We start from the raw sequence: 17,864 nt of genomic DNA, 5'->3' as shown, positions 1-17,864 counted from the left end.
CGATCCGCTGGGCGCGCATCGCGCCGCCGCAGAGCCGACCCCCGAGCAGCGCGCCGGGTCGACGTCGCTGGGCGATCTGCTCGGCGAGGTCTCCCGCGACCTGTCGACGCTGATCCGACAGGAGATGGCGCTGGCGAAGGCCGAGATCAAGGAGTCGGCCGGCAAGGCCGGGAAGGGCGCCGGTCTCCTCGGCGGCGCGGGCTACGCGGCGCTGATGGCTGTGCTCTTCCTCTCGATCGCCCTCTGGTGGGCGCTCGGCACCCTGATCGGCAACGGCTGGTCGGGCGTCGTCGTCGCCGTCATCTGGGGCATCGTCGCCGCGATCCTCTTCGCCGTCGGCCGCAAGAGCCTCAAGCAGGTCGACGGTGCTCCCGAGACGGTCGACTCCCTCAAGCAGATTCCCGAAACCCTCAAGCCGAACGGGGCAGGACGATGACCTACGACGCAGGACAGAACAAGACACCGGAGGAGATCCGGGCCGACATCGAGCGCACGCGCCTCGAGCTCGGCGGCGACGTCGACGCGCTGGCCGAGAAGGTCAGCCCGAGCGCGATCGTCGACCGGCAGACCGACAAGGTCAAGGCCGCCGTCGGCTCCGTCCGCGACCGCGTGATGGGGTCGGCGCACGACGCCGGCGACTCCCTCTCCGGCACGGCCGGATCGGTGAAGAGCAAGGCGAACGGCAACCCGTTCGCGGTGGGCCTGATGGCCTTCGGCGCGGGCCTCCTGGTCGCCTCGCTCATCCCGGCCTCCAGCGCCGAGAAGGACGCGGCCGGCAAGGTCAAGGAGCAGGCGCAGCCCGTCGTCGACTCCGTGACCGGCGCCGCGAAGGACGTCGCGAACGAGCTGCGCGAGCCGGCCGAGCAGGCCTTCGCCTCGGTGAAGGACACCGCGACCGACGCCGCGCAGAACGTCAAGGAGGCGGGCGGCAGCGCCGCCGCCGACGTGCAGGACTCCGCCCGCGAGGCCAAGCACGCGGTGCAGGAGAACGTGACGCAGGACAGCGACCGCACGTAGTCCCTGCCCTCCCTCCGCGAGATGCCACTTGTGCGCGCCCGTCACGGCGTGTCGCGCGCACAAGTGGCATCTCGCTGTTCGTGGGAATAGGGAGGGGGCCCGGGGGCTTCGGGTTCGTATGCGATCCGTCATCTACTCCCGTTCCGGCTCCTCCTCCGTCCTGTCCCTCGTCGAGCGCGAGCCGGGCACTCCCGGCGCCGGCGAGGTGCGCGTGCGCGTCCTCGTCTCGGGGGTGAACCCGACCGACTGGAAGGCGCGGGCCGGCGGCGAGCCGCCCTTCGCCGAGGTCGTGCCGAACCAGGACGGCGCCGGTGTGATCGACGCCGTCGGCGAGGGCGTCGAGGGATTCACCGTGGGCGACCCGGTCTGGTTCTACCTCGCGGCGCACCAGCGCCCCACCGGCTCCGCGCAGGAGCACGCCGTCCTCCTCGCCGAGCACGTCGTCCGCCTCCCCGCCGGCGTCGACGCCGAGCTCGGAGCGAGCCTCGGGGTCCCCGCGATGACCGCGCACCGCGCCCTGACCGTGCACGAGGAGGGCCCCGCCCGTCTGGCGCCCGGCGCCCTCGCCGGCCGCACCGTCCTCGTCCAGGGCGGCGCGGGAGCGGTCGGCCACGCCGCGATCCAGCTCGCCGTCTGGGCCGGGGCGACCGTCATCGCGACCGTGAGCAGCGACGCCAAGGCGGAGCTCGCCACCGCGGCCGGCGCGCAGCACGTCCTCCAGTACCCCGACGAGGAGCTCGCCGCGAAGATCCTCGAGCTCGCCCCGGACGGCGTGCACCAGATCGTCGAGGTGGCGCCCGCGCAGAACGCCGCCCTCGATGTGGAGGTGCTCGCCAACCACGGCAGCATCGGCTACTACGCGAACAACAACGGCGACGAGTTCACGATCCCGATCGTGCCGAGCTTCGCCAAGAACGCCCGCTGGCAGGGCCTGCTGCTCTACACGGTCGGCGAGGCACCGCTCCAGGCCGCGGCCGAGGACATCACCGCCGCACTCGTGGACGGCGCCCTCCCCGTCGGCGAGGAGGCGGGCCTGCCTCTGACCTGGTTCCCGCTCGAGGACACCGCCGCCGCCCACGACGCCGTCGAGAGCGGCGTCACGGGCAAGGTGCTGATCCGCGTCGCCGAGGACGCCGCGGCGTCGTAGCGGCCGCTGCCCTCGCAAAGGGCGCCCCTCCATGCTGATCGAGTAGCCCTCGGAGAGGGCGTATCGAGATCCACCGTTCTGCAGACAGCGGGTCTCGATACGCCGCTCCGCGGCTACTCGACCAGCATGCAAGCGCGTGCTGATCGAGCAGCCCTCGGAGAGGGCGTATCGAGATCCACCGTTCTGCAGACGCCGGGTCTCGATACGCCGCTCCGCGGCTACTCGACCAGCATGGAGCGCTCCGCGCCCGTGTGGCATGAGCGCCTGGGCGCCCGTTCTCGCATGGGAGCGCGGCCGCGCCCGCTCCTGTGGCGCGGCGCGCTTGCGCGTCCCTGCGGGGCGGGCGGGCTCAGCCGCGCAGCGGCGGGGAGCCCGCGATCGTCGCGCGGTCGCCGAGGCCGTCGAGCAGCTCGCGCAGGGCGTCCTCCGCAGTGGCCGTCGGCTCCCAGCCGAGAACGGTGCGCGCCTTCTCGGTGGACATGACCGGAGTGTTCGTCGCGATGTCGAGCCAGCCCGCGTCGGTGCGCTGCAGCCGGAGCCGCCAGGTCGCGGAGACGACGGAGCGGAGCAGGCCCGCCGGCACCGTCACGAGGCGCGCGCCGACCACGTCCGCGATCCGCTGCGGCGTGAGCACCGGCTCCGCCGCGATGTTGAAGGCGCCACCGGCGCGGCGGTCGAGCGCGCGCCAGAAGGCGTCCGCGACGTCGTCGGCGTGCACGCCCTGGAAGATCAGCGTCCGCGGCAGCGGCAGGACGGGCGGCCGCACCGCTCGCAGCCAGCGCGTCGGGTACCTCGGTCCGGCGAAGAGGCCGGCGATCTCGGTCGCCGCGCCGCGCTGGAAGACCAGCCCCGGGCGCAGCCGGGTGAGCACCACCTCCGGGTGCTCCGCCTCGAACGCGTCCATCGCGCGCTCGTTCGCCGCCTTGTGCCGGCTGTAGGTCGACGTGTGCAGACCGCCCGTGGGCCAGGTCTCGTCCACGCGCAGGCTCTTCGGCGCCGCGCTGTAGGCACCGACGGAGGACGCCACGGCGACCTGGCCGACACCGCTCGCCGCCGCCGCCGCCGCGAGCACCGCCGCGGTGCCGCCGACGTCGACGAGGCGCTGGAACGGCTCGTCGTGGCTCGGCTGCAGCGCCCACGCCAGGTGCACGACCGCGTCCACGCCGGTGAACGCCTCCCGCAGCCGCCGGCCCGCGTCGCTCGCGGCCACGTCCACCTCGTGCCAGCGCACGTCGCGGTACTCGGCCGCACCGGGCCGGGGCTCGCGCCGGGCGATGCCGACGATCTCCTCGACCGACGCCTCCCGCTGGAGCCGCCTCAGCAGGGCGGTGCCCAGGTTGCCCGTCGCTCCGACGATCGCGATCCGCATGATGTCCCTCCGCGAGCGGCACCCGCCGCCCTGCTCCGAGGCTAGGCAGCGCTCCTGCGCCCCGGCAGCCGCTTGACACTCCCCACCCGGCGCCACTCCCGCCCGACGCCACTCCCGCCCGCGCCACTCCCCCGCCCGGCCCCGCTCCTAGCCCACCCGACCGCCGCCGCGCATCCCCGCGCGGCGAGCCGAGCACCTGCCTAGCCTGGAGGGCATGCCCCGCACCCGCCGCTCGTCCGCCTTGCGCCACGAGATCGACGGGATCGAGCTGCGCACCGTCGCGACCGGCGCCGGCGACGCCGAGCGCACCTTCGTCCTCATCCACGGCATCGGGATGTCGCACCACACCTTCTCGACGCTCGCCGTCGCCCTCCGCGCGCACGGCCGGGTGGTCGCCGTCGACCTCGCCGGCTTCGGCGCCAACCGCTCGCCCCGCCGCCGCGTCGGCATCGCCGACCACGCGCGCCTGGTCGAGCGGGTGCTGGCGCAGCGCGGCGTCACCCGCGCGGTCGTCGTCGGCCACTCGATGGGCAGCCAGGTCGTCGTCGAGCTCGCCGCGCGCGCCCCCGAGCTGGTCGAGGGCGCCGTCCTCATCGGCCCGGTCGTCGACCCGCAGCGCCCCGGCGCCGTGCGGCAGGGACTCGCGCTCGCCCGCGACTGCCTCGGCGAGCCCGTCGGCGTCGACGCGCTGCTCTTCGTCGACTACGTCCGCGGCGGCCTCGCCTGGTACCTCCGTCAGCTGCCCGAGATGCTGCACTACCCGATCCAGCGGCGGCTCGCCGCGGTGACCGTCCCCGTGCTCGTCGTCCGCGGCGAGGACGACCCGATCGCCACCCGCGACTGGTGCGAGCGGCTCCTGGCGCACGCCGTGGACGGGCGCCTCCTCGAGTTCGCCGGCTCCCGGCACGTGGTCCCGCGCACGCAGCCGGAGGAGCTCGCACGGGCCCTGGCCGCCTTCGCGACGGCCCCTCGACCGCGCCCGGCCCCGCCCGTCGCCGCCGTCCCCGCATGAGCCACCTCGTCCGCGACGCCGTCTGGTGGATCCGCGACTACGCCTACGCCGTCGCCTGGCAGGTCCGCGCCTTCGTCTCGCGCCGCGCCCCCGAGGACTACCTCGACGGCGACCAGCGTCCGATCGTCGTGCTGCCGGGCATCTGGGAGACCTGGGCCTTCCTCCGCCCGATCATCGATCCGCTGCACCGCCGCGGCCACCCGATGCACGTGCTCACCAGCCTCGGCTGGAACGGCCGCCCGGTCGCCCGCACTGCGGAGGACGTCGCCGCCTACCTCGCCGAGCACGATCTGCGCGACGTCGTGATCGTCGCGCACAGCAAGGGCGGGCTGATCGGCAAGTACGTGATGACCGAGCTCGACCCCGACGGCCGCGTCGACCGCATGGTCGCCGTCGCGACGCCCTTCGGCGGCTCCCGCTACGCCCCGTACCTGCTGCTGAAGAGCCTCCGCTCCTTCTCGCCGCGCGACGCGACGACCCTGCTGCTGTCCAGCCGGGCGGGCGCGAACGCGCGGATCACCTCGGTCTTCGGCCTGTTCGACCCGCACATCCCCGAGGGCAGCATGCTCGAGGGCGCCGTGAACGTGCGGATCGAGACGGGCGGCCACTTCCGCATCCTCAGCGACCCCGAGACGCTCGCCGCGGTCGTCGCGGCGGTGGACGCCCCCTGACAAGGCCCGGTCCGCGAGCGCGGTGAGGACCCGCCGCGGAGGCGCCGGCTCAGGCGGAGGCGTCTGCTCAGGCGGCCGGCGGGGTGATCGTCTCGGCGTCCGCCGGGCACTCGATCACGGCGACTCCCCCGCCGTCGGCGTCGTCGACCACGGCCCCGGCCGAGGCGAACGGGGCCCGGAAGCAGTAGGCGTCGGGCAGATCGGCGACGTCGGGGAACGAGGCGGCGTCCACCGGCGCGCGGAACGACAGCGCCCCGAACTCACCGCCCTCGGTCATGGCGTCGTAGGACTCGATCCCGATCAGGTCCACGCCCTCGACGGCCTGCTCGCTCGCGAGGCGCGCGTAGCCGAAGGCGTCGTCCTGCGGACCGGTGAGGGAGGAGACCAGGGCGAGGACGCGGTCGCGCGACTCCTCGCGCGGCGCCGCGTCGTTCGAGACCGTCACGTCGGGCGCCGGCGCGGTGCACCCCGCGAGCGCGAGCACCGCCAGGGCCGCGGCGATCGTCAGGGCCGGTCGGGTCCGCGTCAGCTTCACGCGACCGACCCTAGCCGCTGCGCGCCCGCCCGGCCGTAGCAACTGCTCCTCGCCCGGCGGAAGCCCCTCGGCGGCGGCGGCACCGGAGCGGAGCATGGAGGGATGAGCTCACGCACCAGCACCGGACCGACCGAGCTCCTCCTCGTGCGCCACGGGGAGAGCGTCGCCAACATCGCGGCCAGCGCCGCCGAGGCGGAGGGCGCCCACGACATCGCCGTCGACCGGCGCGACCCCGACGTCGAGCTGTCGGCGGCGGGGCAGGAGCAGGCCCGTGCGCTCGGGCGCTGGCTCGCCGACGGCAACGCCCCCGTCGCCGCCTGGTCCTCGCCGTACGTCCGCGCCTCCTCGACCGCGCGGCTCGCCTTCGAGGAGGCGGGCCTTGACCTCTCGCCCCGCCTCGACGAGCGCCTCCGCGACCGCGACCTGGGCATCGCCGACCGGCTGACGACGGCGGGCTTCCGCGCCCGCTTCCCCGAGGAGGCGGCCCGGCGCGACTGGCTCGGCAAGTTCTACTACCGGCCGCCGGGTGGCGAGTCCTGGACCGATCTCGCCCAGCGCGTGCGGTCCTTCCTCGACCACCTCGACCTCGTCGCGCCGGCCGGGCCGGTCGCGCTGTTCTGCCACGACGCGGTCGTCCTGATCATCCGCGCCGTCTGCGAGGGCCTGTCCGAGCGCGAGCTGCTCGACATCGGCGGGGCGACCCCGGTCGCGAACGCCTCCGTCACCCGGCTCCTCCGCGACGGCGACGCCTGGACGCTCGAGCGCTTCAACGAGACCGCGCACCTCGAGGACTCGAGCGCGCCCGTCACCCGCCACGACGATCGCGAGGACCCCTCGCACGGAAGGAGCGACGCATGAGCGCCGTCGTCGACCGCCCCCTGCTCGAGCGGCGCTGGCCGCTGCCCGACCCGGCGGGCTCCAAGCACGCCCGCGGCGACGTGGTCGTCGTCGGCGGGGCCCGCAAGACCCCCGGGGCCGCGATCCTCGCGGGCGTCTCCGCCCTCCGCGTCGGTGCGGGGCGCCTCACCCTCTGCGTCGCCGAGTCCGTCGCCGCGGCGACCGCCGTGGCGCTGCCCGAGTGCGGCGTCGTGCCCTTGGCCGAGACGCGCGGCGGCTCGATCTCGGGCCGCGGACTCGAGGACCTCGAGGGCGAGCTGAGCTCGGCGGACGTCGCGCTGGTCGGCCCGGGCCTGGACGATCCGAAGGCGACCGCCGCCACCCTGCGCACCATCGCCCCGCTGCTGGCCGGCGTCCCCGCGGTGCACCTCGACGCGTTCCCGCTCGGCGTGCTCCCCGGGCAGCGCCGGGTCGCCCGCGCACTGGCCGGTCGGCTGCTGATGACGCCCAACACCGAGGAGGCCGCGCGGCTGCTGGGCGCGGAGGTCGACGATGTCGAGGCCGCGGCGATCGCCCTCGCGCGGCGCTACGACGCGGTCGTCAGCCTCTTCAACGTGATCGCGGCCCCCGACGGCGTCGCGGTCAGGATCGAGGGCGAGCACCCGGGTCTCGCCACGGCGGGCAGCGGCGACGTCCTCGCCGGAGCGACCGCCGGACTCCGCGCGCGCGGCCTCGACCCGCAGGGCGCCGCCGCGTGGGGCGCGTTCCTGCACACGGAGGCGGACACCGTGCTGACGCGGCGGCTCGGCCCGGCGGGCTACCTCGCCCGCGAGATCCCGGGCGAGTTCCCGGCGCTGCTCACGGGGTGAGGAGGCTCAGTGCGCGACGTCCGCGACCGAGAACGCCACTCCCGGCGTGATCAGGATCGACGTCTCGCGCGGCTGCCCCTCGCCCTGGTTGACGGTCAGCCACGGGGACGCGGAGCCGTCGAGCGCCTGCTCGATGCTCGCGCGGACGTCCGCGGCCGTGGTGTCGTGCAGGCTGTAGGGCGTTCCGCCGTACAGGATCTCGACGCGCTTCACAGCATTCCCTCCTCGGTCTGACGGGCGTTCCCGTGCGGCTCCTCGCTGATGCGCAGGCCGTGGGCGCTGTGCGAGTCGGCGAGGAGCTGGCGGATCCAGTCGGGGTTGATCGCCGGTGCGCGACCGCCGTGGTACTTGAAGCGCAGCGGGATCGCCGGGTGCAGCCAGATCGAGGTGCGCCCGTCGCCGACCGACTGGGAGTCCTTCCACGACAGGTAGAAGGACTCGTTGCGCGAGAGCTTCGAGCCGATGACGATCTGCAGGTGCGCGAGCAGCCGATCGTCGAAGTCGGCTTCGAGGGTCGAGTCGTAGATCAAGCGGCCCATGGGGGCGGTCTCCGTTCGCAGTGCACTCCGGCCGGCGGGGGCTCGGCAGGACGGTAGGGGTGGATTCTATCGAGCGGAGGGCCGACGCTCAGCGTCGATCGTCGAGGGAGAAGTCCTCGTACTCGAGGTCGGGCAGCGGGTGGGCGTCGTCGTCGTCCGTCTCCGCGACCGGCTGCGAGACGCCCAGTCGGGCGATCTCGACGGTCAGCATCTCGACCAGCGCGGCGTCGACGAGCTCCTCGCCGGCGTCGTCCTCGACCTCGGAGAAGAGCTGACTGGCCGGCCCGATCAGCAGGGTGGCGCGTCCGATGCCGCCGGTCGGTCGCCGGATCGGGATGTCGACGGTCATCGCGCCCTTCCGCAGCGCGAGCGCCTCGGCGCAGCCCACGAGCGAGTGCGCGATGCGGCTGCCGGTGAGCACCGAGCTGCCCGCGTAGTGGAGACGATCCATGCTCCGTTTCTACCGCGCGTCCCCCGCACGGGGCATCCCGTTGCGCCGAGCGGGCCCGATTGCTAGGCCGCCGCGATCCGCCGCTCGAGCCCCTCGCGGACCGCCGGCCACTCCTCGACCAGGATCGAGTGCACCGCCGTGTCGCGCCAGGAGCCGTCCGCCCGCCGCTGGTCGTGCCGCAGCACGCCCTCGAAGACCGCGCCGAGGCGGAGGATCGCGGCCCGCGAGCGCTCGTTCGCCGCGTCCGCCTGCAGCTTCACCCGCGAGAAGCCGCTGCGGAAGGCGAGATCGAGCAGCAGCAGCTTGGTCTCGGGGTTCACGGCGGTGCCCCAGACCTCGGGGGCGTAGGCGGTCCAGCCGAGGTGCGCCGACTCGCGCCGCTCGTCGAAGTCGGTCAGCGAGGAGGTGCCGACGACGCGGCCGTCGACGAGCACGGCGTACGGGTTGCCGGTCTCCCACGGGTAGTAGGCGCGGGCGAAGGCGCGGAACGCCTCGGCACCGTCGGGCAGGCCCGAGGGACCGCCGCCGTACCCGGCCGCGAACACCTCCGAACGCCCGATCGCCGCTCGGAGCGGCTCCAGGTGCTCCTCGGTCAGCGGCTCGAGGAGCACGCGAGCGCCGACGAGGGCGGTGCGGGCCGGGCGGACGGCGCGGCCCGGACGGTCGGGGGAGGCAGGGCTGCTCATCCGGCCAGTCTGCTGGTCGCCGCGGCCCGCCGGCGAGTCCAGGACCCGTGCCAGCATGAGGTCCATGGACAGCCTCGCGATGTTCGCCGCCTCGGCCGGCGCCCTGCTCCGCCTCGTCGAGCGGATCGGCGACGAGCAGTGGGTGCTCCCGGGGCTGGGCGTCTGGGACGTCCGCGGGCTGACCGGGCACGCCTCCCGGGCGATCACGACGGTCGAGACGTACCTGCTGGCCGACGAGCCGCCTGCGGCGACGGTCCCGGACGCACTCGGCTACTACGCGGCGCTCGCGGGCGGGCGGGCCGATCCCGCGGCCGTCGCGCGGCGGGGCGTCGAGACCGGCGCTCTGCTCGGCGAGCGGCCGGCCGAGGCGATCGCCGCGTCGCTCGGGCGGACGCTCGAGCTGCTCGCGCAGCAGCCGCCGGGGCGCCTCGTCGCGATCGGCGAGCACGCCCTGGCGCTCGACGAGTACCTGCGGACGCGCGTGCTCGAGCTGGTCGTGCACACCCTCGACCTGTCGCGGGCGACCGGCCTCGCGCAGACGATCCCGCCCGAGGCGGTCGAGGCCTGCTCCGCGATGGCGGGAGCCCTCGCCGCTCGGGCGGGACGGGGCGAGGAGCTGCTGCTCGCGCTGAGCGGGCGGGAGCGGCTCGCGGAGGGCTTCTCGGTGGTCTGAGGGTCCGGGCCCGGCGCTCAGGCCACGGCGAGCGCCTCCACCGGCGACACGCGCGTCGCCCGGCGGGCGGGCAGCACCGCGGAGACGGCGGTGAGCACGATGCTCACCGCGAGGACGGCGACCAGGATCCCGACCGGGATCGTCGGCGGCACCAGCCCGATGCCGGGCAGCGAGCCGAAGATCGCGACGGCGCCGCTCCAGCCGTAGAAGGCGCCGAGCACGAGGCCCAGGACCGCCGCGGCGATCACCATCTGCGCCGCCTCGACGACGACCATCCAGCGCACCTGCGAGCCCGTGAAGCCGAGCGCGCGGAGCAGGCCCAGCTCGCGCCTACGCTGCAGCACGCTGAGCGAGAGCGTGTTGACCATGCCGACGGCCGCGAGCAGCACCGAGAAGCCGAGCAGGACGCTCATGATCGCCGTGCTGACCGAGACGAACTGGTCGAGCGCCGCGAAGACCTCCGGGCTCATCTGGGACGAGGCGCGCATGATCGACGCGAACGTCGCCGCGGCGACCGCGAACATCGTGACGAGCGTCACTCCGATCACGAGCCCGACGACGGCCCGCGCGCTCCTCGCGGGGTTGCGCGTGGCGTTCGCCGACGCGAGGCGGGCGACCGGGCCGCCGCCGAACGCCCGCCCGACCAGCGAGATCAGAGGCGGGAGCAGCACGGGCGCGCCGAGGACGACGCCGGTGAAGGAGAGCATCGCGCCGGCCAGGCCGATCAGGACGCCGAAGGGGCTCACGAGGCCGACGACGACCCCGAGGCCGAGGAGCGCGAGACCGACCACCAGGAGCACGATCGCGAGGACGTTCCGCCCCGTGCGGCCGCGGAGCTCGTCGTAGCGGGGCTCGGCGGCCGAGCCGGCGGCCTGCGACGGGGCGACCGAGAGCACACGCCGCGATCCGGCCCACGAGGCGATCACGGTCGACGCGATCACGGCGAGCGCCGGCAGCAGCAGCCCGGGCGAGGCGAGCGGCACGGCGATCCGCGTGAAGGTCCCGGTGCTGAAGGCGATCTCGGCGCCCACGGCCACCAGCACGACCGCGGCGACGAGGCCGAGGACCGCGCCGATCAGCCCCTGCACGAGGCCGGTCCGCACCACCTCGGCGCGGAGCGAGCGGCCGGAGGCGCCCAGCAGGCGCAGCAGCGCGATCTCGCGGGTGCGGCCGGCGATCACCGTCGAGACCGCGTTGGAGGTGACGATCGCGCCGACGAACACCGCGATGCCGAAGAAGACTCCGCCGACCACGCCGAGGGTGGTCGCCGCCTGCGCGATGCCGGTCAGGCCGGCGGCGTCGAAGGCCGCGACCAGATCGGCGATCACCATCACCAGCACCCCGCCGAACGCGGCCGAGAGCGCGGCGACCGTGATGATCGCCCCGCCGCCCTGCCCCGAGGCGGCGCGCAGACCGGTGCGGGCGCTCACGACGCTCCCTCCATCGAGAGCATCGCGCGCGAGATCTCCTCGGCGCTCATCCCGCGGCGGTCGTCGACGACGGCCCCGTCGCGGAGGAAGACGATGCGGTCGGCGAAGGCCGCGGCGATCGGGTCGTGGGTGACCATGGCGATCGACTGGCCGTACTCGCGGGTGGAGGCGCGGAGGAGGCTGAGCACCTCGCGGCCGGTGCGCGAGTCGAGGTTGCCGGTCGGCTCGTCGGCGAAGATCAGCTGCGGGCGGGTGGCCAGGGCGCGGGCGATGGCGACGCGCTGCTGCTGGCCGCCGGAGAGCTCGTGCGGGCGGTGGGTGAGGCGCTCGCGGAGGCCGAGCGACTCGATCAGGCGGGCGATCCACTCCTCCTCCTCGGCTGTCACGCGGCGGCCGTCGAGCTCGAACGGGAGGCGGATGTTGCCGCGCACATCGAGCGTGGGCACGAGGTTGAAGGCCTGGAAGACGAAGCCGACGCTGCGCCGGCGGAGGACGGTGAGCTCGGCGTCGCCCATCGCGGTGATCTCGACGTCGCCGAGGAAGACGCGACCGGCCGACGCGGTGTCGAGCCCGGCCAGGACGTGCATCAGCGTCGACTTGCCGGAGCCGCTGGGGCCCATCACCGCGGTGAACTCGCCGCGCTCGATCGAGAGGGTGACGTCGTCGAGGGCGACGACGGGCGGCGTGCTGCCGTAGAGCTTGCGCACGCCCTCGACGCGCGCCACGACGGAGGAGGTCTGGTTCTGCATGCCTCCGACGCTACGGACGCGCCTCCGTCGCGGTCATCGCCCCCGATAACCGCCCCCGTCATCCCCCCGAGGGACCCGTGCTGGTCCCTCCGGCCCCGCGAGATGCCACTTATGGGCGGAATCCTCGGCGTGTCGTGTGCACAAGTGGCATCTCGCGGCGGGGAGCAGAGGGTGCGGGTCAGTGGGGGCGGAGGCCGGCTCGGCGGAGGGCGAGGGCGGAGAGGGCGGTGGTGGCGGCGGGGTCGCCGGCGCGCCAGGCGGGGACGGCGCGGGGGTGGGCGGCGAGGACGTCGCGGAGCGGCGCCTCGGCGAGGGCGCGGAGGGCCAGCAGCTCTGCGCCCTCGGGGGTCGCGCCGAGCGCGCGCAGCTCGGCGGCGCGGCGCGCGAAGCGCAGGCGCGGGCGGAGCCAGACCAGGGCGAGCAGGAGCAGCGGCAGCCCGCCCACGGCGAGCCCGGCGACGATCGCCAGCGCGCTCGCGAGCTGCTGCTGGTCGCGCCCGGCCGCGGCGAGCACCGAGCCGGCGCCGCTCGCCTCGTCGAACGGCGTGCGCACCGCGTCGCCGAGCAGCGGGATGCCGCCGAGCGTCGATCCGGCGTCGCTCATGGTCGAGCCGAAGCCGCTGCCCGCGCTCTCGAGCCGGCGGCCGATCTCGGCGAGGCCCGCGATCAGCGAGCCGACCGCGATCCCGGCGGCGATCGCGATCACCGCGACGGCGAGCGCCAGGGCGTCGGCCGTGAGCTGGCGGGCGCGGACGGCGGGGAGGTCGGCGTAGATCTGCACCAGCCGATCATCCCCCGCCCGCGGCCCGCGAGGGACCCCGCCGAGCCTCAGTCGAGGAGGTCGTGCAGGACGACGACCTGCTCGCGCTCCGGCCCGACGCCGATCGCGGAGAAGCGGGCACCGCTCATGGCCTCGAGGGCGCGGACGTAGTCCTGCGCGGCCTGCGGCAGGTCGGCGAAGGTGCGGCAGCCGGTGATGTCCTCCTGCCAGCCGGGGAACTCCTCGTAGATCGGCTTCGCGTGGTGGAAGTCGCTCTGCGAGACGGGGACCTCGTCGTGGCGCACGCCGTCGACGTCGTAGGCGACGCAGACCGGGATGGTCTCGAGGCCCGAGAGGACGTCGAGCTTGGTGAGCACGAAGTCGGTGACGCCGTTGATCCGCGCGGAGTAGCGGGCGATCGGGGCGTCGTACCAGCCGCAGCGGCGCGGGCGGCCGGTGGTGGTGCCGAACTCGAAGCCCTGCTTGCGGAGGTACTCGCCCCACTCGTCGAAGAGCTCGGTCGGGAACGGGCCGGCGCCGACGCGGGTCGTGTACGCCTTGATGACCGCGATGACGCGCTCGATGCGGTTGGGCGCCACTCCGGAGCCGGTGGCCGCGCCGCCCGAGGTGGCGTTGGAGGAGGTGACGAACGGGTAGGTGCCGTGGTCGACGTCGAGCATCGTGGCCTGGCCGGCCTCGAAGAGCACGGTCTTGCCGGCGTCGAGCGCCTGGGCGAGCACGAGCGAGGTGTCCGCGACCATCGGGCGCAGGCGCTCCGTGTACTGCAGCAGGTCCTCCATGACCTGCTCGACCAGGATCGCGCGGCGGTTGTAGACCTTCACCAGCAGGTGGTTCTTCTGGTCGAGGGCGCCCTCGATCTTCTGGCGGAGGATGTTCTCGTCGAAGAGGTCCTGGATCCGGATGCCGACGCGGTTGATCTTGTCGGCGTAGGCCGGGCCGATGCCGCGGCCGGTGGTGCCGATCTGGCGCTTGCCGAGGAAGCGCTCCGTCACCTTGTCGAGGGTGCGGTGGTAGCTGGTGATGACGTGCGCGTTGGCGCTGACGAGGAGCTTCGACACGTCGACGCCGCGGGCGCTGAGCGCCTCGAGCTCGTGGAAGAGCACCTCGATGTCGACGACGACGCCGTTCGCGATGACGGGCACGACGCCCGGCGTGAGGATGCCCGAGGGCAGCAGGTGCAGCGCGTACTTCTCGTCGCCGACGACGACGGTGTGGCCGGCGTTGTTGCCGCCGTTGAACTTGACGACGTAGTCGACGCGGCTGCCGAGCAGGTCGGTCGCGCGTCCCTTGCCCTCGTCGCCCCACTGGGCGCCGGTGATGACGATTGCTGGCATGGCGTGTCCTTCGCGGGTGGGAGCGGAGTCGTGGGCGTGCACTCGGTCTCGAGCGCGAACCTCGGCGGGCCGGCGGGGTGGAGACGGCGCGACAGCGCGACCAGCCGATCGATTCTAGCGGAGGGGGCCCTCCGGCGGCTCGTGCCCGTCCGCCCGGATCCGGGGCGGGGATCCGGAGCCCGATCCGGAGCGCCGACCGATAGCCGAGCGATGCTCTCGAACCCGTAACGACGCGTTCACACGTGGCGCATAGATTCGAAGTCGTTCACACTCCACCGATCACGCGAACAGGAAACCGATGCGCAGACTCCGCGCCGCAAGCCTCCTCGCCGTCGTCGCACTCGGAGCGGCCACCGCCGCTCCCGCCGCGACCGCGGACACCCTCGACGACGGCGTCGAGCTCACCCTGGTGTCGACGACCGACACGCACGGGCACGTCTACAACTGGGACTACTTCGCGAACGCGCCCTACGAGGGCGAGGACACGCTGGGTCTCACCCGCGTCGCGACCGAGGTCGACCGCCTCCGCGCCGAGAAGGGCGACGACTCCGTCCTCGTCTTCGACAACGGCGACGCGATCCAGGGCACGCCCCTGACCTACTACTACGGCCTCGGCGACGGCGCCGCGGGCGTCCTCTCGGGCGAGACGACGCACCCGATGGCGACCGCGTTCAACACCATCGGCTACGACGCGCAGGTCGTCGGCAACCACGAGTTCAACTACGGCCTCGACATGCTCAGCGCCTACGAGGGCGACCTGGACGCCCCGCTGCTCGGCGCGAACGTCGTCGACGTCGCCACCGGCGAGCCGTACCAGAAGCCGTACACGGTGATCGAGCGCGAGATCGACGGCGAGACCGTGCGGGTCGGCGTGCTCGGCCTGGTCACCCCGGGCGTCCGCGTCTGGGACAAGCAGTACGTCGACGGCGTGCTCGAGTTCCGCGACATGGTCGAGACCGCGAAGGAGTGGGTCCCGAAGGTCGAGGCCGAGGCCGACGTGGTCGTCGTCCTCGCGCACACGGGCCAGGGCACCGTCCCGGACGCCGAGTACGACCCGGCCGACCTGAACGAGGACGTCGTCAACAACATCGCGACGCAGGTCCCCGGCATCGACGTGGTCGTCGCCGGCCACAGCCACCAGGACGTGCCTGAGACGCTCTACACGAACGTCGCCGGCGAGCAGGTGCTCGTCACCCAGCCGTACTTCTGGGCGCAGGGGCTGACCGAGGTCACCCTGAACCTGGTGCCGGACGCCGCGGGCGACCTGCAGGTCGACTGGACCGCCGGCAACGCGCCGGTCGTCACGCCGGTCTACGCGCGCGACATCGCCGAGGAGTCGACCGCCGTGGTCGACGCCCTCGCCGAGCCGCACGCGACGACGATCGAGTACGTGAACACCCCCGTCGCCGAGTCGCTCGAGGAGCTCTCGGCCGAGACCTCGCGCTACGAGGACACCCCGATCATCGACTTCATCAACAACGTCCAGGCCGAGACGGTCGACACCGCGCTCGAGGGCACGGAGTGGGCCGACGTCCCGGTGATCTCGCAGGCGTCGCCGTTCTCGCGCACCGCGGTCTTCCCGAAGGGGCAGGTCACGATCCGCGACATCGCCGGTCTCTACATCTACGAGAACACCCTCCGGGGCGTCGAGATGACGGGTGCGGAGGTGCGTGCGTACCTCGAGTACTCGGCCCGCTACTTCACCCAGGTCGCCCCGGGCGCTCCGTTCGACCCGGCCACCGGCACGAACGCGATCACCGCGGACCGCCCCACGGGCATCCCGGACTACAACTACGACGCGATCTCGGGCCTGGACTACGTGATCGACATCTCGCAGCCGGCCGGCTCGCGCATTCGCGGCCTCGCGCAGCTCGACGGGACCCCCGTCGCGGACGACGACCGCTTCGTGATGGCCGTCAACAACTACCGGCAGAGCGGCGGCGGCGCCTACCCGGCCGTCGCCGCGGCGCCCCTCGTCTACGACGAGCGGCTCGAGATCCGGCAGCTGCTGATCGACTGGGCGAGCGCGCGCGGCGTGATCGACCAGGCGGACTTCTACGACCAGAACTGGTCGCTGACGTCGGTCGCGGCGGAGGTCCCGGCAGAGCCCGGCGCGCCCGGCCAGCCCGGTCAGCCGGGTGAGCCCGGTCAGCCCGGCACGCCCGAGCCCACCGAGCAGCCGACGGCCACCCCCGTGCCGCTGCCCTCCGCCACGCCCGTCCCTGTCGCCGGGGGCTCGCACTCCGGCCCGCTCGCGAACACGGGCGTCGAGACGGCCGGCTACGCGGGAGCCGCGGTCCTGCTGCTGCTCGCCGGCCTCGCGCTGACGGTGCTCCGCCGCCGCCGCTCCGCCCACCAGGCGGAGTAGCCGCCCGCAGCACGCGCACGACCAGACGGCGCCGCCCTCACTCCCGAGGGCGGCGCCGTCTCGCGTTCCAGGCGGCCAGCGCACCCGTCGACCACAGCGCCCAGAGCACGAGCAGCGGCTGGAAGAGGAGCCGGATCGCGCGCGCCGCATCGGTCTCGAGGCCGAAGGCCGGGGTCCGGGTCACGAGCTGCGAGACGTTCCCCGGGAACACGGCGACGAAGAACGCGGCGACCACGATCCCCACGAGCACCCGCCGGCGCCGCAGCAGCAGCAGCGCGAGTCCGAGCGCGATCTCGACCACGCCCGACGCGAGGACCACGACGTCGGGGTCGAGTGGCAGCCACGGCGGGACCTGCGCCTGGAAGGACTGCCGCGCGAAGGTCAGGTGCCCGGTCCCCGCGAAGACGAGCACCAGACCGAGGAGGAGGCGGGCGATCGTGCGCGGCAGGCTCATCGTCCCAGTCTGCGCCCGCGCTTCCCGCGCACCGGCCGTGCCGCCCCGTATCCTCAATACCGCGCGAGCCGCGCCGACCTGTCCGCAGACCGTGAAACGAGTTCCATGAGCACCCTGCCCCGCCTGATGGCCTTCGACCTCGACGACACCCTCGCCGCCTCGAAGTCCCCCGTCGACCCGGCGATGGCCGACCTCTTCGTGAAGCTGCTCCAGGCCACCGAGGTGTGCATCATCTCCGGCGGCCAGATCGGCCAGTTCCGGATGCAGGTGCTCGACCGCCTCGAGGGCGCCGACCCCGCCGTCCTCGCGAAGCTGCACCTCATGCCCACCTGCGGCACGCAGTACTACCGCTACGAGAACGGCGACTGGGCGCAGATCTACGCCGAGAACCTCACCGAGGACGAGAAGTCGCGCGCGCTCGCCGCCGTCGAGGAGAAGGCCAAGGAGCTCGGCTACTGGGAGTCCGAGACCTGGGGGCCCATCCTCGAGGACCGCGACTCGCAGATCACCTTCTCCGCGCTCGGCCAGGCCGCCCCGGTGCCCGTCAAGCAGGCGTGGGACCCGACGGGTGAGAAGAAGAACACCCTCCGCGAGGCCGTCCAGGCCGTGCTGCCCGACCTCGAGGTCCGCTCCGGCGGCTCCACCTCGGTCGACATCACCCGCAAGGGCATCGACAAGGCCTACGGGATGAACAAGCTCACCGAGCTCACCGGCATCCCCCTCGACGAGATGATCTTCGTCGGCGACCGCCTCGACCCCGACGGCAACGACTACCCCGTCAAGGCGATGGGCGTCGAGACCTTCGCCGTCGAGGGCTGGCACGACACCGCCGCCTACCTCCGCTCCTACGGCCTCTAGCCCCTCCGCGAGATGCCACTTGTGCGCGCGACACGCCGTGCGAGGCGGTCACAAGTGGCATCTCGCGGGGAGCGCCGGGCTCGG

General features: G+C 73.8%; 21 protein-coding genes. 10 read left to right on the top strand and 11 right to left on the bottom strand.

Annotation, left to right across the window (positions count from 1 at the left end):
• Positions 1–7: 7 nt before the first annotated feature.
• The 3 genes from HQQ82_RS15000 to HQQ82_RS14990 all read left to right on the top strand — a co-directional run bounded on the left by HQQ82_RS15000 (position 8) and on the right by HQQ82_RS14990 (position 2,164).
• Positions 8–436 carry a phage holin family protein gene (locus HQQ82_RS15000; protein ID WP_173234713.1) on the top strand — a complete coding sequence of 143 codons (429 nt, stop codon included), beginning with the start codon at positions 8–10 and terminating at the stop codon, positions 434–436.
• Positions 433–1,017 carry a DUF3618 domain-containing protein gene (locus HQQ82_RS14995; protein WP_173234581.1) on the top strand — a complete coding sequence of 195 codons (585 nt, stop codon included), beginning with the start codon at positions 433–435 and terminating at the stop codon, positions 1,015–1,017. Before HQQ82_RS15000 ends, HQQ82_RS14995 begins: the two co-directional genes overlap by 4 nt.
• Before the next feature lie 118 nt (positions 1,018–1,135).
• On the top strand, positions 1,136–2,164 hold the full coding sequence (locus tag HQQ82_RS14990) for an NADPH:quinone reductase (protein WP_173234579.1): 1,029 nt from the start codon (positions 1,136–1,138) through the stop codon (positions 2,162–2,164).
• 349 nt (positions 2,165–2,513) lie between these two features.
• On the opposite strand, the gene HQQ82_RS14985 is transcribed toward HQQ82_RS14990, so the two are convergent.
• Positions 2,514–3,533 (bottom strand): NAD-dependent epimerase/dehydratase family protein, encoded by a 1,020-nt coding sequence (locus HQQ82_RS14985; RefSeq protein WP_173234578.1) that lies wholly within the window; start codon positions 3,531–3,533, stop codon positions 2,514–2,516.
• 214 nt (positions 3,534–3,747) lie between these two features.
• On the opposite strand from HQQ82_RS14985, the gene HQQ82_RS14980 reads away from it, so the two are divergent.
• Together HQQ82_RS14980 and HQQ82_RS14975 are read left to right on the top strand one after the other, a co-directional pair.
• Complete coding sequence (locus HQQ82_RS14980; RefSeq protein WP_173234576.1) at positions 3,748–4,545, top strand: alpha/beta fold hydrolase; 798 nt, start codon at positions 3,748–3,750, stop codon at positions 4,543–4,545.
• Positions 4,542–5,216 carry a triacylglycerol lipase gene (locus tag HQQ82_RS14975; RefSeq protein WP_173234574.1) on the top strand — a complete coding sequence of 225 codons (675 nt, stop codon included), beginning with the start codon at positions 4,542–4,544 and terminating at the stop codon, positions 5,214–5,216. The genes HQQ82_RS14980 and HQQ82_RS14975 overlap by 4 nt, the downstream gene beginning before the upstream one ends.
• A 67-nt stretch (positions 5,217–5,283) precedes the next feature.
• Here the strand turns inward: HQQ82_RS14975 and HQQ82_RS14970 are convergent, their stop codons facing one another.
• The gene (locus HQQ82_RS14970) at positions 5,284–5,751 is read right to left on the bottom strand and encodes a hypothetical protein (protein WP_173234573.1); all 468 of its coding nucleotides are present in this window, start codon (positions 5,749–5,751) and stop codon (positions 5,284–5,286) included.
• A gap of 102 nt (positions 5,752–5,853) precedes the next feature.
• Between HQQ82_RS14970 and HQQ82_RS14965 the strand changes: the two genes are divergently transcribed.
• Positions 5,854–6,609: a histidine phosphatase family protein gene (locus HQQ82_RS14965; RefSeq protein ID WP_173234571.1), complete on the top strand. Its 756-nt coding sequence runs from the start codon at positions 5,854–5,856 to the stop codon at positions 6,607–6,609.
• Positions 6,606–7,457: an ADP/ATP-dependent (S)-NAD(P)H-hydrate dehydratase gene (locus tag HQQ82_RS14960; RefSeq protein WP_173234569.1), complete on the top strand. Its 852-nt coding sequence runs from the start codon at positions 6,606–6,608 to the stop codon at positions 7,455–7,457. Before HQQ82_RS14965 ends, HQQ82_RS14960 begins: the two co-directional genes overlap by 4 nt.
• A gap of 6 nt (positions 7,458–7,463) precedes the next feature.
• Here HQQ82_RS14960 and HQQ82_RS14955 read toward each other — a convergent pair whose 3' ends face one another.
• From HQQ82_RS14955 to HQQ82_RS14940, 4 genes are all read right to left on the bottom strand, one after another.
• The gene (locus HQQ82_RS14955) at positions 7,464–7,670 is read right to left on the bottom strand and encodes a hypothetical protein (protein WP_173234567.1); all 207 of its coding nucleotides are present in this window, start codon (positions 7,668–7,670) and stop codon (positions 7,464–7,466) included.
• Complete coding sequence (locus HQQ82_RS14950; protein WP_173234565.1) at positions 7,667–7,996, bottom strand: ATP-dependent DNA ligase; 330 nt, start codon at positions 7,994–7,996, stop codon at positions 7,667–7,669. The genes HQQ82_RS14955 and HQQ82_RS14950 overlap by 4 nt, the downstream gene beginning before the upstream one ends.
• Positions 7,997–8,084: 88 nt before the next feature.
• The gene (locus tag HQQ82_RS14945; protein WP_173234563.1) at positions 8,085–8,447 is read right to left on the bottom strand and encodes a hypothetical protein; all 363 of its coding nucleotides are present in this window, start codon (positions 8,445–8,447) and stop codon (positions 8,085–8,087) included.
• A 62-nt stretch (positions 8,448–8,509) separates the two neighbouring features.
• Positions 8,510–9,133 carry a GNAT family N-acetyltransferase gene (locus HQQ82_RS14940; RefSeq protein WP_173234562.1) on the bottom strand — a complete coding sequence of 208 codons (624 nt, stop codon included), beginning with the start codon at positions 9,131–9,133 and terminating at the stop codon, positions 8,510–8,512.
• A 64-nt stretch (positions 9,134–9,197) separates the two neighbouring features.
• Here HQQ82_RS14940 and HQQ82_RS20395 point away from each other — a divergent pair, with 64 nt between their 5' ends.
• Complete coding sequence (locus HQQ82_RS20395) at positions 9,198–9,806, top strand: maleylpyruvate isomerase N-terminal domain-containing protein (protein WP_173234559.1); 609 nt, start codon at positions 9,198–9,200, stop codon at positions 9,804–9,806.
• A 17-nt stretch (positions 9,807–9,823) separates the two neighbouring features.
• On the opposite strand, the gene HQQ82_RS14930 is transcribed toward HQQ82_RS20395, so the two are convergent.
• From HQQ82_RS14930 to HQQ82_RS14915, 4 genes are all read right to left on the bottom strand, one after another.
• A complete protein-coding gene (locus HQQ82_RS14930; protein WP_367947946.1) occupies positions 9,824–11,236 on the bottom strand; it encodes an FtsX-like permease family protein in 1,413 nt (470 codons plus the stop codon).
• A complete protein-coding gene (locus HQQ82_RS14925) occupies positions 11,233–11,985 on the bottom strand; it encodes an ABC transporter ATP-binding protein (protein WP_123447122.1) in 753 nt (250 codons plus the stop codon). The genes HQQ82_RS14930 and HQQ82_RS14925 overlap by 4 nt, the downstream gene beginning before the upstream one ends.
• 178 nt (positions 11,986–12,163) lie before the next feature.
• Positions 12,164–12,766: a hypothetical protein gene (locus tag HQQ82_RS14920; RefSeq protein ID WP_173234557.1), complete on the bottom strand. Its 603-nt coding sequence runs from the start codon at positions 12,764–12,766 to the stop codon at positions 12,164–12,166.
• A gap of 47 nt (positions 12,767–12,813) precedes the next feature.
• Entirely contained in the window at positions 12,814–14,100 is a 1,287-nt protein-coding gene (locus tag HQQ82_RS14915; RefSeq protein WP_173234555.1) for an adenylosuccinate synthase, read from the bottom strand.
• A 298-nt stretch (positions 14,101–14,398) separates the two neighbouring features.
• On the opposite strand from HQQ82_RS14915, the gene HQQ82_RS14910 reads away from it, so the two are divergent.
• Positions 14,399–16,468, top strand: a complete 2,070-nt coding sequence (locus tag HQQ82_RS14910) for a 5'-nucleotidase C-terminal domain-containing protein (protein ID WP_173234553.1) — start codon at positions 14,399–14,401, stop codon at positions 16,466–16,468.
• A gap of 37 nt (positions 16,469–16,505) precedes the next feature.
• Here the strand turns inward: HQQ82_RS14910 and HQQ82_RS14905 are convergent, their stop codons facing one another.
• Positions 16,506–16,922 (bottom strand): DoxX family membrane protein, encoded by a 417-nt coding sequence (locus HQQ82_RS14905; RefSeq protein WP_173234551.1) that lies wholly within the window; start codon positions 16,920–16,922, stop codon positions 16,506–16,508.
• 105 nt (positions 16,923–17,027) lie between these two features.
• On the opposite strand from HQQ82_RS14905, the gene HQQ82_RS14900 reads away from it, so the two are divergent.
• Entirely contained in the window at positions 17,028–17,780 is a 753-nt protein-coding gene (locus tag HQQ82_RS14900; protein WP_173234549.1) for an HAD-IIB family hydrolase, read from the top strand.
• Positions 17,781–17,864: the final 84 nt, after the last annotated feature.

This window comes from Rathayibacter sp. VKM Ac-2856 (assembly GCF_013205055.1).
Taxonomy (GTDB): Bacteria; Actinomycetota; Actinomycetes; order Actinomycetales; family Microbacteriaceae; genus Rathayibacter.
The sequence above is the reverse complement of the archived record's forward strand: the minus strand, read 5'-3'. Positions and strand labels throughout refer to the sequence as shown.

Excerpts from the sequence above, each read along its gene's own strand:
- HQQ82_RS14960 (WP_173234569.1), top strand. The coding sequence starts at position 6,606 with ATGAGCGCCGTCGTCGACCGCCCCCTGCTCGAGCGGCGCTGGCCGCTG.
- HQQ82_RS14915 (WP_173234555.1), bottom strand. The coding sequence starts at position 14,100 with ATGCCAGCAATCGTCATCACCGGCGCCCAGTGGGGCGACGAGGGCAAG.
- HQQ82_RS14905 (WP_173234551.1), bottom strand. The coding sequence starts at position 16,922 with ATGAGCCTGCCGCGCACGATCGCCCGCCTCCTCCTCGGTCTGGTGCTC.
- HQQ82_RS14985 (WP_173234578.1), bottom strand. The coding sequence starts at position 3,533 with ATGCGGATCGCGATCGTCGGAGCGACGGGCAACCTGGGCACCGCCCTG.
- HQQ82_RS14925 (WP_123447122.1), bottom strand. The coding sequence starts at position 11,985 with ATGCAGAACCAGACCTCCTCCGTCGTGGCGCGCGTCGAGGGCGTGCGC.
- HQQ82_RS14910 (WP_173234553.1), top strand. The coding sequence starts at position 14,399 with ATGCGCAGACTCCGCGCCGCAAGCCTCCTCGCCGTCGTCGCACTCGGA.
- HQQ82_RS14990 (WP_173234579.1), top strand. The coding sequence starts at position 1,136 with ATGCGATCCGTCATCTACTCCCGTTCCGGCTCCTCCTCCGTCCTGTCC.
- HQQ82_RS14980 (WP_173234576.1), top strand. The coding sequence starts at position 3,748 with ATGCCCCGCACCCGCCGCTCGTCCGCCTTGCGCCACGAGATCGACGGG.
- HQQ82_RS14945 (WP_173234563.1), bottom strand. The coding sequence starts at position 8,447 with ATGGATCGTCTCCACTACGCGGGCAGCTCGGTGCTCACCGGCAGCCGC.
- HQQ82_RS14995 (WP_173234581.1), top strand. The coding sequence starts at position 433 with ATGACCTACGACGCAGGACAGAACAAGACACCGGAGGAGATCCGGGCC.
- HQQ82_RS14940 (WP_173234562.1), bottom strand. The coding sequence starts at position 9,133 with ATGAGCAGCCCTGCCTCCCCCGACCGTCCGGGCCGCGCCGTCCGCCCG.
- HQQ82_RS14965 (WP_173234571.1), top strand. The coding sequence starts at position 5,854 with ATGAGCTCACGCACCAGCACCGGACCGACCGAGCTCCTCCTCGTGCGC.
- HQQ82_RS20395 (WP_173234559.1), top strand. The coding sequence starts at position 9,198 with ATGGACAGCCTCGCGATGTTCGCCGCCTCGGCCGGCGCCCTGCTCCGC.
- HQQ82_RS14975 (WP_173234574.1), top strand. The coding sequence starts at position 4,542 with ATGAGCCACCTCGTCCGCGACGCCGTCTGGTGGATCCGCGACTACGCC.
- HQQ82_RS14950 (WP_173234565.1), bottom strand. The coding sequence starts at position 7,996 with ATGGGCCGCTTGATCTACGACTCGACCCTCGAAGCCGACTTCGACGAT.
- HQQ82_RS14900 (WP_173234549.1), top strand. The coding sequence starts at position 17,028 with ATGAGCACCCTGCCCCGCCTGATGGCCTTCGACCTCGACGACACCCTC.